General features: G+C 68.9%; 16 protein-coding genes and 1 tRNA gene. 5 read left to right on the top strand and 12 right to left on the bottom strand.

Features of this window, described 5'->3' with window-relative positions; genetic code table 11:
* Positions 1 to 50 precede the first annotated feature (50 nt).
* The gene (locus OHA86_RS17005) at positions 51 to 593 is read left to right on the top strand and encodes a DUF6368 family protein (protein WP_329176338.1); all 543 of its coding nucleotides are present in this window, start codon (positions 51 to 53) and stop codon (positions 591 to 593) included.
* Positions 594 to 663: 70 nt separating this feature from the next.
* Here the strand turns inward: OHA86_RS17005 and OHA86_RS17000 are convergent.
* Positions 664 to 737: transfer RNA gene (locus OHA86_RS17000), tRNA-Met, on the bottom strand.
* A gap of 858 nt (positions 738 to 1595) precedes the next feature.
* Here OHA86_RS17000 and OHA86_RS16995 point away from each other — a divergent pair.
* Together OHA86_RS16995 and OHA86_RS16990 are read left to right on the top strand one after the other, a co-directional pair.
* Positions 1596 to 2528, top strand: a complete 933-nt coding sequence (locus OHA86_RS16995) for a hypothetical protein (protein WP_329176336.1) — start codon at positions 1596 to 1598, stop codon at positions 2526 to 2528.
* 170 nt (positions 2529 to 2698) lie between these two features.
* Complete coding sequence (locus tag OHA86_RS16990; RefSeq protein ID WP_329176333.1) at positions 2699 to 3619, top strand: DUF2637 domain-containing protein; 921 nt, start codon at positions 2699 to 2701, stop codon at positions 3617 to 3619.
* Positions 3620 to 4364: 745 nt separating this feature from the next.
* Here OHA86_RS16990 and OHA86_RS16985 read toward each other — a convergent pair.
* The 11 genes from OHA86_RS16985 to OHA86_RS16935 form a co-directional block, all read right to left on the bottom strand.
* The gene (locus OHA86_RS16985; RefSeq protein WP_329176330.1) at positions 4365 to 4697 is read right to left on the bottom strand and encodes a helix-turn-helix domain-containing protein; all 333 of its coding nucleotides are present in this window, start codon (positions 4695 to 4697) and stop codon (positions 4365 to 4367) included.
* 112 nt (positions 4698 to 4809) lie between these two features.
* Positions 4810 to 5373: an NUDIX hydrolase gene (locus OHA86_RS16980; protein WP_329176329.1), complete on the bottom strand. Its 564-nt coding sequence runs from the start codon at positions 5371 to 5373 to the stop codon at positions 4810 to 4812.
* 21 nt (positions 5374 to 5394) lie between these two features.
* Entirely contained in the window at positions 5395 to 6186 is a 792-nt protein-coding gene (locus OHA86_RS16975) for an STM4013/SEN3800 family hydrolase (protein ID WP_329176327.1), read from the bottom strand.
* Positions 6183 to 6689 carry a hypothetical protein gene (locus OHA86_RS16970; RefSeq protein ID WP_329176325.1) on the bottom strand — a complete coding sequence of 169 codons (507 nt, stop codon included), beginning with the start codon at positions 6687 to 6689 and terminating at the stop codon, positions 6183 to 6185. Before OHA86_RS16970 ends, OHA86_RS16975 begins: the two co-directional genes overlap by 4 nt.
* Positions 6682 to 7317, bottom strand: coding sequence for a dTMP kinase (locus tag OHA86_RS16965; protein ID WP_329176323.1), 636 nt, complete (start codon positions 7315 to 7317; stop codon positions 6682 to 6684). Before OHA86_RS16965 ends, OHA86_RS16970 begins: the two co-directional genes overlap by 8 nt.
* The gene (locus OHA86_RS16960; RefSeq protein ID WP_329176320.1) at positions 7314 to 8339 is read right to left on the bottom strand and encodes a radical SAM protein; all 1026 of its coding nucleotides are present in this window, start codon (positions 8337 to 8339) and stop codon (positions 7314 to 7316) included. Before OHA86_RS16960 ends, OHA86_RS16965 begins: the two co-directional genes overlap by 4 nt.
* A 14-nt stretch (positions 8340 to 8353) precedes the next feature.
* On the bottom strand, positions 8354 to 8758 hold the full coding sequence (locus OHA86_RS16955) for a hypothetical protein (protein ID WP_329176318.1): 405 nt from the start codon (positions 8756 to 8758) through the stop codon (positions 8354 to 8356).
* Positions 8755 to 9237: an ATP-binding protein gene (locus OHA86_RS16950; RefSeq protein WP_329176316.1), complete on the bottom strand. Its 483-nt coding sequence runs from the start codon at positions 9235 to 9237 to the stop codon at positions 8755 to 8757. Before OHA86_RS16950 ends, OHA86_RS16955 begins: the two co-directional genes overlap by 4 nt.
* A gap of 116 nt (positions 9238 to 9353) precedes the next feature.
* Entirely contained in the window at positions 9354 to 10202 is an 849-nt protein-coding gene (locus OHA86_RS16945) for a helix-turn-helix domain-containing protein (RefSeq protein WP_329176314.1), read from the bottom strand.
* A gap of 21 nt (positions 10203 to 10223) precedes the next feature.
* Positions 10224 to 10748 (bottom strand): DUF6879 family protein, encoded by a 525-nt coding sequence (locus OHA86_RS16940; RefSeq protein WP_329176312.1) that lies wholly within the window; start codon positions 10746 to 10748, stop codon positions 10224 to 10226.
* Positions 10729 to 10962: a hypothetical protein gene (locus OHA86_RS16935; protein WP_329176310.1), complete on the bottom strand. Its 234-nt coding sequence runs from the start codon at positions 10960 to 10962 to the stop codon at positions 10729 to 10731. The genes OHA86_RS16940 and OHA86_RS16935 overlap by 20 nt, the downstream gene beginning before the upstream one ends.
* 212 nt (positions 10963 to 11174) lie before the next feature.
* On the opposite strand from OHA86_RS16935, the gene OHA86_RS16930 reads away from it, so the two are divergent.
* On the top strand, positions 11175 to 12353 hold the full coding sequence (locus OHA86_RS16930) for a helix-turn-helix domain-containing protein (RefSeq protein ID WP_329176308.1): 1179 nt from the start codon (positions 11175 to 11177) through the stop codon (positions 12351 to 12353).
* A 559-nt stretch (positions 12354 to 12912) separates the two neighbouring features.
* Positions 12913 to 14085, top strand: a complete 1173-nt coding sequence (locus tag OHA86_RS16925) for a dsDNA nuclease domain-containing protein (protein ID WP_329176306.1) — start codon at positions 12913 to 12915, stop codon at positions 14083 to 14085.
* The last annotated feature ends 9 nt before the right edge of the window (positions 14086 to 14094 follow it).

Here is a 14094-nt window from a genome sequence, read left to right as displayed (position 1 = left end):
GCTGAGTAATCCATTGGGGATGGTGATCCTCCCTGGCTACTCTCCGAGCCATGAGCGGACCCGTGTTGGTGATCGAATTGGCTGAGGCCCCCTCGCGCGCGGCAATCCTGAGGGTCCGCGAGTTCCTGGTTCGCTCCTCGACGGGGTTTGAGGAGACGCGGCTCGGCGAGTACAACGTGCACATCCGCGCGGAGAGCCTCGGTGTCACGGACACATGGGGCGAAGACGGACGTCGCCCCATCCTGGTCTCCCTCATGGGGCCCGGCATCGGCGACGAGGCTGTCTTCGAGGCCGAGCATTCCGACGAGGTCGACCAGGAACCCCTTATCGGCTTCGCCCCGACCCACGCCGTCGATATCGTCGCGTTCTGCAACAGCCCCGTCGACCACGTCGTGGCGGCTCTGCTGACCGCCGCAGTCATGGACTTGTTCGGTGGCATCGCCAACGTCGAACTACGGGAGGAGCAGGTACCCATCGTGGCCGGCCTTCCGGGCATCGTCGCGACGGTGACCGATCCCTGGCTCGCTGCGTACGGCTCAGCCGATTTCCTCAGGGCTTGGGTACAGCAGCCTGGCTTCCGACTCCTGAAGTAGCCGGGAACGAGCCGCTGCCTGGATCCCGGTGCGGTAATCGGAAAGAGGCCGACCCCACGCAGGAAGGGGATGGGGCCGACCGGATTCGAACCGGTGTCCTCCCACATGAGGTGAAGGCGCGACAACCACTGCGCTACGAGCCCCATCCCGCTCGCGATCATACGAACCACTTGCCCTCCGACGCTTCGGAATTATTCGAGCGTGACGGTGGATCGCTTGCGGCCGGTTCGCTGAAGCTGACCTGCGCCACCGAACGTGAACGAAGCCCGTCAGGGCTGGGCCGTCGGTTTCTATCACGGTTTCGCGGCCTCACCCAGTCCACGGTCGCATGGCACTGTCGGCTCCGATGCGCGAGCCGGACCTGGGTTTCGCGTGCTGAACGGCGCTGTCCGTTGGCAAGCCAGGGAGCGTGAGATCGATGGGAGAGACGGTGGAGTCATGGAGAGGACCGACCCGGAACGCGGTGTGCCGGTCCGCTGTATAGCCCGGAAAGTACCGTCAGGCAAGACGCGTTTTCTGCGGATCCTTGTTGTCATCCGCCGCACGGAGTTCGCCAGACCTCCGGCCGACGGCTGCCCGGCCCAGCCGAGAGGGCTCCCGGACGACCGCCCAAACGATCTGCCCGGCGCCGCTGGCCTGCCAGCCGATGCGGCGCCCGAGTGAGGAAGCACTGTGAACCAGGCTACGTCCGACCGCCGCGTGCCGCGTCCTCGCGCTCTCCTTGCGCAGAGCGGCCGACGCTCTCTGGACTTCCCATCGATGCCCGCCGTGATCGCGCCGCTGATCACGCCCTTCCACTGGCCCTTTCCGGCGCCTGTGTCCGGTGTTGGCAGGAGCTGGACCCGGCTGATCGCCATCGTCTGATGCGTGATCAATTGCTCTCGCGAACAGGTCGATTGGGCCTGCTTTGCGTGGTACGTTCTGTCATCGAAGAACTCAATAAGGTGACCCCGGCAGCGCTACCAACGCTCCGGGGTCCGGCACAAGGAGATTGCGCTCCTCATGCACATTCATCGTAGCCGCCATGCGCGCGGCTTCACGGTCCTGCCCAACATGCTGCTGCAGGACCGGCGGCTGTCCTACACCGCCCGCGGCCTGCTGGCCGACCTCCTCTCCCGTCCCGACGGCTGGTCGGAGGACGGCAGGCGGATGGCTGACACCAGCCCGCAGGGCCGCCTCGCGGTTGCGAAGGCGCTGCGGGAACTGGCCGCCCTCGGCTATTACCGCGTCGACCGGGTCCGGCGCGGCGACGGGACCTTCGTCAGCGAGGCCCACGTCTACGACACCCCGCACACCGCTCCGGGTCTCACCCGTCCGGGATCCGGTACGGCGGCAGCCGAAGACCAGGTCACCAACCCCGTAAAGGACCGTGGGAAAGAACCCACCCTCCCCGTCCAGCGGTCGAACACCGCCTTGGCGGGCGGTGACCGCACCGGCATCGGGGAGGTCGGGCGGGCGAAGCCTCCGGAAACCGATCCTGCGTCGGACAGCCCCACCGGTGAGGCAGTCGCCACGCTGTTCCGGGTGCTCCGGCCCGAGCCTCGTCTGCGGCTCGGCACGGTCGAGGCCCTGGCCCTGGCACCCCTGGTGAGCGAGTGGCTGGAGCGGGGCTACGGTCCCCGTGACCTGTCCGAAGCCCTCCTCGGCGGGCTGCCCGCCCAGGTCCACAGCGCCGCGGCGATCCTCCGCGACCGCTTGACCCGCAAACTCCCCCCAGCCCCTGAGCCGGTCGTCCCGGCCAAGCCGCGCTGGTCGGGGGAGTGCGCCACGTGCGCCCGCCCGGTCCCGCACCAGGGGATCTGCCGCGCCTGCGCGGGCCTGGCCGACAAGCCCGACGAGACCGCCGCACGTGCGAGCGTCGCCGCCCGTGGCAGGGCCAGGGTCCGCGCCGCCCTCCGGGCCGACGCCGGTCGGCCCCTCCCCGTCAGAGCCTGACCCCCACCCCGCTGCGCCGTTCGCCCGCCTGAGGGCCACGGTCCCGCGCCGGTACCTGTAGCCGCTGCCCCCTCCCATCCGCGCTGACGCACCCCCGTGTGCCCTTCCCGCCGCGCGCTTCTCCGGCATGCCCGGAGCACCCCACTCGTCGGCCCCCCCTTGGAGTTTTCATGCCTGCCACCGAACCTCCGCGCCCCGCCCCACAGACCCCGCCTCAGCACGAGCCCGCGCCGGGCCGTCGCGGGTCCTGGTGGGATGCGCTCGCGCTGATCCTGCTCGGCCTGGCCGGCGGGGCCCTGTCGTACGACTCCTTGCGGCAGATGGCCGTCGCCGTCCACATCCGCCCGCACCTGGCTTACCTCTTCCCGCTGGTCATCGACGGATTCATCGCCTACGGCGTCCGCGCCCTCCTCGTCCTGCGCGACGCGCCCTGGCCCGCACGTGCCTACGCCTGGACCCTCTTCGGCACCGCCACCGCCGCCAGCCTGTGGGCCAACGCCCTGCACGCCGTACGCCTCAACCAGCCCGGCGTCCGTACTCTCCTGCTCGGTGACCACACGGTCGCCGTCCTGTCGGCGATAGCTCCTCTGGCCCTGGCCGGAGCCACCCACATGCACATCCTCATCGGCCGCCACAGCCACACGACGGCCGCCGGAACTCCCACCATGATTCCGGCGGCCCTGGCCGTGATTCCGGCCGCACGGCGAACACTGCCTTGGAGGGACGAGCCCGCAGCCGGGGCTGACGCAGTAGCCGGAACCGAACCCCCAACAGCTTCGGAGTCTGCGGGCATCACCGGCCAGGGAAACGCACCGGTTCCGGCAGACGCTGAAAGCGCTGGCCAGAAGTTGAGGGGCACTTCCGGCGAGCGTTCGCAGGCGGGGCGCGGCGGACGCAGGGCCGAGGCATCGATCAAGCAGCTCGCCGACATCATCCGCCGTGCCCACCCGGATTCCGGCCAGGTCACCCGCGCCATGGCCCACGAGGCCATCGAAGCCCGGGGAATCAGCGCAGGCAACGAGCGCATAGCCGAAGCGCTCAAGTCCCTTCAACCGGGCGACGAAGCCCGATCCCACCCCAGTACCGAGTGAGGCGGCCGTGTGGGGTGGCCCCGCCCGGCCACCCCACACGGTCCGCCACGCACCCGCCCAAGACGGCGCCATCCCGGACCCGGGCCGTATGCCCGCCAGCCGACTCGCCCAGCGGCCAGTCCCCTCTGCCACGAAGCACTCGATAGACGCCGGAGAATCCCATGCCCCGCCATCACGACGCCGACGATCACGCAGACGAGGAGAGCAACCCGCCCAGTACGCCGGCCTGCAACGGAGACGCCTACCCCCAGCCTCGCGGGGGAGCAAGGTATGGCGCTGGACCGTCCAATGGCCGGTCCCACGCAGATGCCTCCGCCCCAGGGGTGGCGGAGGGGCTCCGGCGCCAGGGGGCACCGGAGGCCGAAGTGGTCGCCGAGCCCGCCGATCCGCCGAGCCTGATGCGTGCCGCTGCCGAAGCCGCCGTTCGCCGTACCGCGCGCCGTCGCCGCCGCGACGGCACGCAGCGCACGTTCCGCGTCGACGTCCGCTACAGCCAAGCCGAGCACCACGCCATCAAGGCCAAGGCGAAGGCCATGGAGATCGCCGGCGCCCATACGCCAGACCATCCCCACCCACGCCGACCAGATCCTCAACGACCCCACCTGGCCAGCCCTCGCCACCACCCTCACCGACGCAGAAACCACAGGTCACGACCCCACCCAACTACTCCGCCAAGCAGCAGACCAACGCGCCCTCGACGACGCCCGCTCCCCGGCCCAAGTCCTCACCTGGCGCCTCCAGCGCCTCACCCAACACCCAGCGCCGAGCCTTCTGGCCCGCGCGGCGATGGCCCGAAGCGACGCCCCTGCGCGTCGGAGTCAGCCCGTGGCGACCGCGGATCCATCTCAGGCGCACCCTCCGCCGTCGCATTCCCGTCACCGTTGATGGGCGCTGCTTCCCACCGTTTGCGTTCCAACAGCACGACCGGGCAGTTCAGCGCGTCGGCGATCCTGGCCAGGTTGAGCGGTGTGGCGCTGCGCCACCCGGACTCGATCTCCCCCAGGAGCTGCTCGGAGATACCTACCGTCCGGGCCAGCGCCCGCTTCGTCAGGCCCGCCTTCTCCCGGGCCCATGTCACTGCCTGCGGCTCGTGGTGGAGGCTTCGTGGCCGTTGGCGTCTTCGGCCGGGCTTCCCCGATTCGGCTGAAGTGGGCAGCTCGTCGGCGTGGCCGGCTGCGACTTCGGCACGGTCACGCGAGGCAGTCAGCGACTCCTGTCCGGTCTGCCGCTCCAGCGCGTCCGCGTTCGCTCGCAAGGTCGCTGCCAACGCCTCCACGTCCCTTGGGTCCTGCCCGGTCGCCCAGTGGCTGATGTCGCGGAGTACAGCACGTGGCCCGGTCCGCCAGGAAGAGGGCCAGAGGGCCGGCGGGGAGCAGGAACCGACCGTGTGTTGCCGCGTGTAGGGCGTCGGCCATGGGCCACCAGGTGAGCTTGAAGTCCTGCTCGGTGGGCGTGAGTTCTTGCGGTCCGCAGGTGAGGTCGCGGGCTTCGTAGAGGTGGACGCGGGCGGGAGAGGAGACGGTGAGAGCGTACGAGCCGAGCGGGCACCACGCCTTGGCGGTGATGCCGGACTCCTCGCGCAACTCGCGCCGCGCGCATTCCTCGGGCGTCTCGCCGGCTTCCCTCCGGCCGCCGGGAAGGAAGAGGTAGTCGCCCCGGTGGGCTGGGAAGTGGGCGCTGAGGAGAGCTACGAGGCCGTCGTCGTCCCGTGCTACGACGACGGCCGCGTCGCGGACGGCTTGGGCATCGCTCATACCGGCCGAGGTTAGTGGTCATCAGCGCACCATCGCGGCGTACGGCACGTTCATGACGACCGGGTGGGCGATGCCGCGACCGTGGTAGCCGTCTTCGCCGTAGGCGTCGCCGTGGTCGGCGCACAGGATGATCAGCCAGCGCTTCTTCACGGTGAGGGTGGTGATCAGGCGGGCGAGGTGGGTGTCGACGTAGGCGAGGGCGGCCTGCTGGGAGGCGGCGGTGTCGCGGCTGTCGCCGAGGTAGTGGCCGTGGGGGACGTGGGTGGCCGAGACGTTGACGAACAGGTAGAGGGGGCGGCCGTCGTGGTGTTCGGCGGTCTCCAGGGCGTGGTCGACCTGGTGGCGGCTGGAGTCGGGGTCGGGTGAGCAGAACTCGGGGCGCCAGTGGTCCTCGTCGAACAGGTCGGGCAGGACCGAGCCGAGTGGCGTCTCGCGGGAGAAGTACGTGACTCCGCCGACGCAGATGCTGCGGTAGCCGTGCTGGGCGAGACCGGCCAGGAGGTTGGGGGCGTCGAAGACGAAGGTCTGCGGCGGGACGGTCTTGAACGCGGGTGGCCGGCACTCCCACAGCCGGGGCGGCTGCTCGGGCTGGGGCAGCTTGGGCAGGAAGCCGGAGAACAAGGCGATGTGGGCAGGGAGGGTGAAGGTGCCGGGGGTCTGGCGTCGCTCCCAGCCTCCCTCGGGAAGCAGGGAGGCGAGGTGTGGGGTCAGCCCGTTGTCGTAGGCGGCGCGGGCGGTGTCGTAGCGCAGGGAGTCCAGGGTGACGAACAGGATGCTGGTCTGCGTGCGGATGATCTCGGCTGCGTCGATCATTCGGTCGACTCCGGAGCGGTGGGGGCGAGGTGCTCGATGGTTCCGCGGGCGCTGTCGCTGACGGGGATCGGTACGCGGTCCTCGGCGATCATCCGGCGGATGGCGGCGAGTCCGGTGTCCTCCTGGAGCAGCAGGCCGTCAGCGTCGCAGAGCCGGATCCGGATGACGTGCGTACCGTCCGGGCCATCGCTCACGGCCAGATAGGCGCTGGCCAGCGGCAGCCGCCTTCGGACGTAGGCGAGAAAGGCGTCCTCAGCGATGCTGTCGATGGCGGTGACGCGGCAGGCGTGGTGGTGGGCGTTGACGGCCCCGCGGCACAGGCGACGGAAGAACTCGGCCGTCACCGGCCCGCCATCGCTCCCCACGGCCAACTGCCTGGCCGCGGTGAGGGCGACGAAGCCGGCGCCGAGCCACCAGGCAACGCCCTCGTGGATCTCGCCGGGGAAGCGACCGACCGCACCGCCGTCCCTGATCACGGCGTCGGTGTCGATGGGGTTAAGCACCCTGGGCCTCCAGGTCGGCGATGATCCAGTCGGCCAGGTCGTCCGGGGACTTGCCGTCCGTGTCGAGAGCGACGGCCGTCGAGTCAGCGGCTTGGACGGTCCGGAAGTTGGCCAGCAGGCGCGCGAGTCGGCCAGGTACGGCGAACAGATCGAGGTCGTCCTGCTTGGCGTCGCGCTTGACCGCGAGGCGTTCCCGGAGAACCGCTTCGGAGCAGCCCAGGTAGAAGGTGCGGGTCGGCGTCTCCAGGTAAGGCCGAAAGGGTTCGAGAAGGTCGGCGACCTGCTCGACGGCGACCTCGTGAACGGCGGCGTGGCAGGCCACCACCGAGGAGGCGTAACGGTCGGCGACGACAGGGCCGACCGCCCTCGCGAGCCGGACCGAGTCGGCGGCGTGCAGCAGCCCGGACAGGTAGAAGCCGAACTGCGGCAGCGCGCGCAAGCGTTCGTTGATCAGTGCCGACCACCCGGCGTGGGGCGTCGGGAGGGTGTGCAGCGATACCGCGCCCAGCCGCTCGGCCAAGGCCCCGGCGAGCGTGGACTTTCCTATGCCGGAGACGCCTTCGAGGACGACGAACGGGTGCTGCGGCCCGTCGGGATACAGCGGCCGGTACGGAGTAGCCAGGCTCACAGCGTCCCCTCCGTGAAGGCCGCGACGTGCCCGGCGACCGTCTGGGCGAGCCGGGCGGGGTCGGCGATCAGGTCGTTCACGTCGGCACGGAGGTCGTCGCGGAGCAGGCAGGGCTGTATGCCGCCGCCGTGGTCGACCCGCAGCGCCCAGAAGCCCTCGACGCACCGGGCCCGCACGGGGCAGGTGCCGCACTGGCCGACGTGGTGGCGGCCGAGGTCGCGGTGGATGACGTCGATCTCGATGCCGTCGATTCGGAAGACCCTGCGGCCCTGACCGACCCCTGCGACCTCGATGTGCTCGTCGCTGGTGAGGGTGCGCAGGTGCGCGATGATCTCGTCGGCCGGCACCGCGGAGTTGGCGCGCCCCTCGTTGAAGTCGGTGCCGACCAGCTCGATGAACTGCACGGGAAGCCGCCGCTCCAGGGCGAAGTCGAGAATCTGCCGGACCTCGTGGGCGTTCTCCCTCTGCAACAGGGTGTTCAGCTCGACCCGCTCGAAGGTCTCGCGGGCGACCTCGATGCCGTCCAGCACCGTGCCGATCCCGATACGCGTCCCGGCGATGGCCCGCAGTGAAGCGTCCGAGAAGTAGTGCAGGGACACCTTCACCTTGTCCAGGTGCGTCCTGGCCAGCCAGGAGCGGTGGGTACGGATCCTGGTGCCGTTGGTGATCAGCGTGTAGGAGGCGTCCAGTCCGGGCTCGGCCAGGCCTTCCAGGACCGGTCGGGCGATCGGCGAGGTCAGCGGCTCGCCACCGGTGAAGTACACGCGCTTCAGGCCGGCGACCATCAGGGAGCCAATGACGGCGAGGTAGGAGTCGGCGTCGAGCTGCCGCTCTCGCGGCTGCTGGGAACGGTCCTGCCGGGTCAGCGGCGGCGGGACGTCGCCCTCGTTGTGGCAGAACCAGCACGCGATGTTGCAGCGCGGGGTGAAGGAGACGCGGAGCTGGCCGCGCAGGACGGCGAAGTTGTGCAGCGCGGTCCAGTCGACGCCGGACGCCGGTAAGGAGATGGGGGGAGCGGGCATTGGCGAACTTCCTCTCAGGGGCGCGGGAATCGGGGCTGGTGGACGGGCAGGGTCCATGGATCGGTGACGTCGTAGGTGTGGCTCCCGGGGTGGTGTGCGAAGGAGCAGCAGGCCTCGTCCGCCCTCCGAGCAGGGCAGTCGGATCGCACCGACAGCTCGTCCGGGTCCTGTCCGTCGCTCCACGCCGTCCAGAGGGAGCTGTCCTTCGAGTCGGCAAGCTCACGCACGAGCGCCTGGTGGTCGCCGGCGACGTGCGCCTGGAGGACGCAGCGCAACTTCGACTCGACGTCGCCCGGTTCCGCGCCTTCGGCCTGGGTACGGGCAGCGTCCTGGAGAGCTGCGGGCAGATCTGTCAGAGCCCCGCAGACGGGAAGCAGGGCCGGGATGAACGTCTGCGTGGACGGCTCTCCAACGATCATGAGTCGGCCCGCCCAGCGCGCCGGCACCCCTGCAGCACGCTCGGATCGCCGTCGATCTCGAACCACACGCATTTCCCGAGAGGCCTTGAGCTCACTCCCCATCGGGAGGCCAGTGCCTGCACGAGCAGGAGTCCCCTGCCTCCCTCATCGGCATCGGAAGGAGTCTGGAGAGTGGGCTTCTTGCTGCCGGAGTCGTGGCACTCGACGCGGAGCTTGTCCCGGCCGACACGGATGTCCAGGTGAAAGGTGCCGTCGTGCGGGGTGCTGTGCCGGACCGCATTGGTGGCGAGTTCGGACACACAGAGCACGATGTCGCCGACCGCGTGGTCCAGGCCGGCGAGGGCATCCCGTGTGAAGGCACGGACCTCACGCACGTACTCCGGTCGGGACGTAAAGTCCCTGGCCGCGCTCACCTCGACCGTCGCTTTCGTACGGTGCTGCGGTGCCTTCAGCCCTGTGCTTGCTATGGGCAACGCCATAGGTTCCCTCCGAGTGCTGGAACCCGCGACAGGGCCGCGAGCGATCTGGTGGACACCAACGACGCTAGGAAAATCAGCAGTTGGGGGTCCACGTGGTTGCACGCGGTTGCACGATTTCAGCCGAGGGTGTCGAGGGCGCGCGTGACGCGGCTGCGGGCAGCGGCCCCGCGCAGGGCAAGCTGGGAGAGTTGGTTGAAAGCCCGCAGGTAGGTCCGGATCTCGCCCGGACTGCTCACGTTGATCTCCGCGGTGAGGGTCTCGACGGCCACCAGGTCCTCGTCGAAGGCGTAGAACGCCTCCAGCGGCCACACCGTACGGCTTGCCTCGAACGGGATGATGCCGACGGAGATGTTGGGCCTGGCCATGAGCGAGAGGAGCGCCCCGAGTTGGGCGGCCATCGCCTCGTCGTCGCAGACCCGGTAGTAGAGCACCGACTCTTCGAGCAGCAGGGCGAAGCCGTGATCGCCCTCGAAGACGACACGGGAGCGGGCAAGTCGCGCCTCCACCGCGCGCTCCACGTCATCGGGCGTGCCTTGGAAGGTCGTGATCGCGCGCAGCAACCCCGTTGCGTATGCGGCGGTTTGCAGCACGCCGGGCACGACGTTGGAGGCGTAGATGCGGAAGGTGCGGGTGCGCTGATACAGCGGAGTGGACTTCGCGTGGACCTGCCGCAGACCGTCGCGGTGGAGCTGGCGCCACTCGACGTACATCGAATCGGCGGTCCGCGCCGCCGCGACGAGGTCAGCGGCCAACTCGGGAACACCGCAAGCGTCGCACCACGCACGGATGTCGTCGTCCGAGGGCGGCGTGATGCCGCGGGCGATACGCGACGCCTTCGACTTGTGCCAACCGCAGAGATCAGCCAGCTCCAGCCCCGTCAGCCCGGCATCGAGCATCGCCTGCCTCAGGCGCTCGGCGATCTTGGCGCGGGCCGCCCGAGCCGAGGAGAGAGGTGACGTGCCCATGAGCCGACTGATCGTCCGCGGTCAGACGCTGTACTTCTCGTGCGGGATGGCGCGGTCCCACACGTCATCGAATGCCCTGACGCAGCCGGCGACCGCCGCCGGCTCCTCGGTCTGGTCGGTCCGGATCCAGCGGCCGGCGTCGTCGAAGACGTTGAACTGCACGAGACGGCCGTCGAAGAGCCAGAAGTCGTGCTCCGGGAGGGCGATCCCCGCCGAGCTGCGCCTGGGCAGCCAGCGCACCTCCTCGCCCGCGGCCACGTTGGTGAAGGTGAACGAGTGCTCGTAGCGGATGTACTCGCTCGCGGGCTCCGTGACCACGCGGGCCCGGCGGATCTGCACGCCCTTCAAGGTCACTTCCTCCACGAGGTCGAGCCAGGGACGCCACCACGAAGCGCGGTCGGCCGGGTCGAGACGGTGACCCTGCTTCCACGCCTCGAATCCGGCCGTCTCGTTCCCCATGTCGTAGTCGTCGCGCAGCTCCAGGTGAACCGCCGTGTGCTCGACGGCACGGAGCAGGTCGGCGAAGCTACTCAAGCTCTGCGACATCAAGCGCCTCCCTGAGAAGCGGGATCATCCGCTTCGGTACACGCACGATCCCCTCGTAGGAGGGCATCGCGACATCCCGGTTGCAGGTCGCCTCCGTCTGGCGGTCGACCTTGACGCCCTGGAACAGCAGATCCTTGACGTCCTCGTCCACCCAGACGGCCGGGGAGCCGTGGTCTCCCGACTCCGGGTCCTTCCCGACGAACCGTAGTGCCATGTTGACCTCCGATGTCGAGTCGGTTGCAGTCGGTTGCAGAAGCCGCGCCGAGGACCAGCCCGTGTGGCGGCCCTCGGTATCACCCCCGCAACCCTCCTTCACCTGACGTCACGAGCCTTGGACAATCAGTGAACTCCCGTCATCGCAAGATCAGTTCGCACAAGGCGCGCACAACCCGGCCGTGAGCCGCCCTGCCCTGGAACATTGGGCTCATGGACAGCACACCGGCCGCCGGGGAGAACATCGCGGTACTGCGCAAGGCCCGCGGGATGGGCCAGGCGAAGCTGGCCCGCCTCTCCGGCATCTCCGTCTCCTACCTGAGCAAGATCGAGACCGGCGACCGCCCGGCAACGCCTCCCGTGGTGGCCGCCATCGCCAAGCCCTTACGCGTCTCCACCGCACGGATCTACGGGCAGCCCTTCCTCGGCCTCACCGAACAGGCCGACCTGCTCAACGACCTGCGCGACGCCGTCCGCCGCCACACCCTCCCCAGGGAGGACACACCCGCTCCCGAGGTGCTGAGAGAGCGGCTGCAGCTCGCAGCGCGGCTGCGATCCGAGACGAGGTACCTCGAACTGCTCCGGGAGCTGCCGACCCTCCTCGGCCAGGCAACCGCGACAGCACTCGACGCCGGCGGCGACTCCCCAGCCTGGGGACAACTCGCCGACCTCTACGGCTGCGCCTACAGTGTTACGCACCGCTTCGTGCAGCCCGACCTGGCCGACATCATCGTCGCCCGCCAGCAGTGGGCCGCACAGCGAACCTGGAACCCGGCCGCAGAAGCTACCGCGGCCTGGAACGAGGCAGGCACGTACCAAAGCGCCGGTGCCTATGGCGACGGCATGGCGATCGTCGAGCGTGCGATCAGCCACTACGAGAGCACCCGCACCGAAGGCCCGGAGTCCGTCGTCATCCTCGGCTCACTCCACCTACGCGGAGTCGTCCTCGCCTCCCGCAACCGCGACCGCAACGCCACCGAGGCCCACCTGCGCCACGCCAAGAGCCTGGCTGCCCAGTTCGACGCCGACGTGCTGATGCACAACCTGACCTTCGGCGAGGGCAACACCGCCCTCTACGAACTGGCCGCCCACGTTGAACTGGACCAGCCCAACAAGGCCGTGACCATGTCGACTCCCCTGATCGACCAACCGCCCGCCGGCCTCAAGCCCAACCGCCTCGGCCGCCTCTACATCGACGTCGCCCGCGCCCGCCTTGCCCTAAAGGACGCAGCAGGAGCCGAGGAGGCGCTGAAGGCCGCCTTCAAGGTGTCGCCGCAGATGGCAGAGATCCACTCGATGAGCCGCGAGGTCCTCCGCGTCCTCTTCATCCTCCACCAACGCGCCCGCCCCGACCTCGTGGCCATGGCAGAACGGGCAGGGCTCACGGCGTAATACGTGCGCACTGCCCGCAGCGAGCGCGGCGCGACGGCTGACCCGGTCTCCCCGGCCCGTGATGGCGCGCGCTGCACACGCCCACGGCCTGACGAACTGCCGGCTCGCCACCTCGACGCAGTGGCCGGAGGTTTCCAGTGGAGTGACCTGCCCGGTACCGCATGGATCTGTGCGCACAACGCTCACACTGGCTACCGCGTGCGGACGGTCTGCCTGACTGGCAGACCGGCGCCGTCGTGGGCACTCACCGCCTCGCCAAAGCGACCCACTCTGGCCTGTACGACTACGACCTCGACGCTTTGATCACCCACTTTGCCCTGGACGACCCTGCCCTGACCGACGGATCAGCAGCGCCTTCGATCGGGGATGTTTGACATTCACTTGCGGTTTCAGGTCCACATGTTCGAATTCACTGCCACCGAGACCACCTCAACGCGCTGTCTGTCTGGGGATCTGTGGAAGCTCTGAAGTCGGATAATTCGTGGAACAGCCCGCCTGAGGCTGGTCTGGTGGATACGCTGCGTTTCGCGTTGGCTAGTGGTTGACCTGGGGGGGTTGCATGGCAGATCCAATCGATACCGAAGCGCCCGACGACACCGGTTCGGCGACAGTGGAGCGCTTCGAGTATCAGGTGCAGGTAACCCTGCGCGCAGTACTCCAAATGCTCGCAGGCGGCAGCGTTCTGCATGTGACCTGTGAGCACATCGAGGACATAGTGGTTGCTTCCGACGCGGGCGGGGCGGGGTCCCGGCATCCGCTCTGGGACTTTCAGCAGATCAAGACGCGCGACGCTCCCGAGGCGTGGGGGCTGTCCGCGGTTTTGGACTCCAAGCCGCTCCTGAGTCTGTGGCGGACCCATAAGGCGGTTCGTGATCTCGGATTGCACTATCGCCTCACTGCCGGGCTGGAGGGATTTCTGGATCCCGGCGACGAGGACGTTCAAGCGGTCGCCTGCGGGCGCGGGGGAGAAAGAGCTGCGAGGCTGCGCCGTATAGCCCAGCGCACCAAGATCACCGACTCCGAGGCAGCCGCCTTCCTGCCGCTGGTGCGCATACAGCCGCTGCCGCGCAGGGTGGACATCGAACACCGTAACCTGGCTGTGCTCGCCGAACTCGGTGGGCAACTGACCGGCACGGAAGTGAAGGCCCTCTACGAGGAACTGGTGCGTCGAACGCGCGAGGCCCTGCAGGGCAGGCTGGGTCCGCGCTGGCCGTCGCTCATCACCTCTCCCCAGCCGTCCACGAGAGTGCTGAACAAGCGCATCAACTCCGCGGACATAGCCGACCTTGAGCGGCGTCTGCTACGCCCGGATCACGTTCTACTCCAGCGCATCACCCAAAGCCTTACTGGCATGCAGACGCCCCTCGTCCGCAAGATGACCACGGGAGCGGTGTCACCCGGCATCCTGGAGAACGCCCAGTTGCTGCGGGCCAACGCGGACAATCACCGCCTCACAGAGGAGGCCATGGGCACCTGGGACGGCGATCCGGAGGTGGAAGAGGACCTCGACCAGAGGCTCCTGGTACTTGCTCGAACTCTGGTGGCTGTCCATAACGAGGCTCGTCCCAAGCCGGCGGACGCGATCTTCGCCGCACTTCTCGACAAGCTGACAGGTAATCCGGACGCCTATGATCGTAGACCCTTGTACAGAAAAGACGCCATGCTCCTGATGGGCAGGGCCTGCGTACTGTCCGACGGATGCCACTTCGGATGGGGCGATGCGAATGCCTAGTTCCGGAGC

Origin of the sequence: Streptomyces sp. NBC_01477 (genome assembly GCF_036227245.1) — a bacterium.
In the GTDB taxonomy this organism is placed as follows: domain Bacteria; phylum Actinomycetota; class Actinomycetes; order Streptomycetales; family Streptomycetaceae; genus Actinacidiphila.
This window is presented reverse-complemented; position numbering and strand designations above follow the sequence as displayed.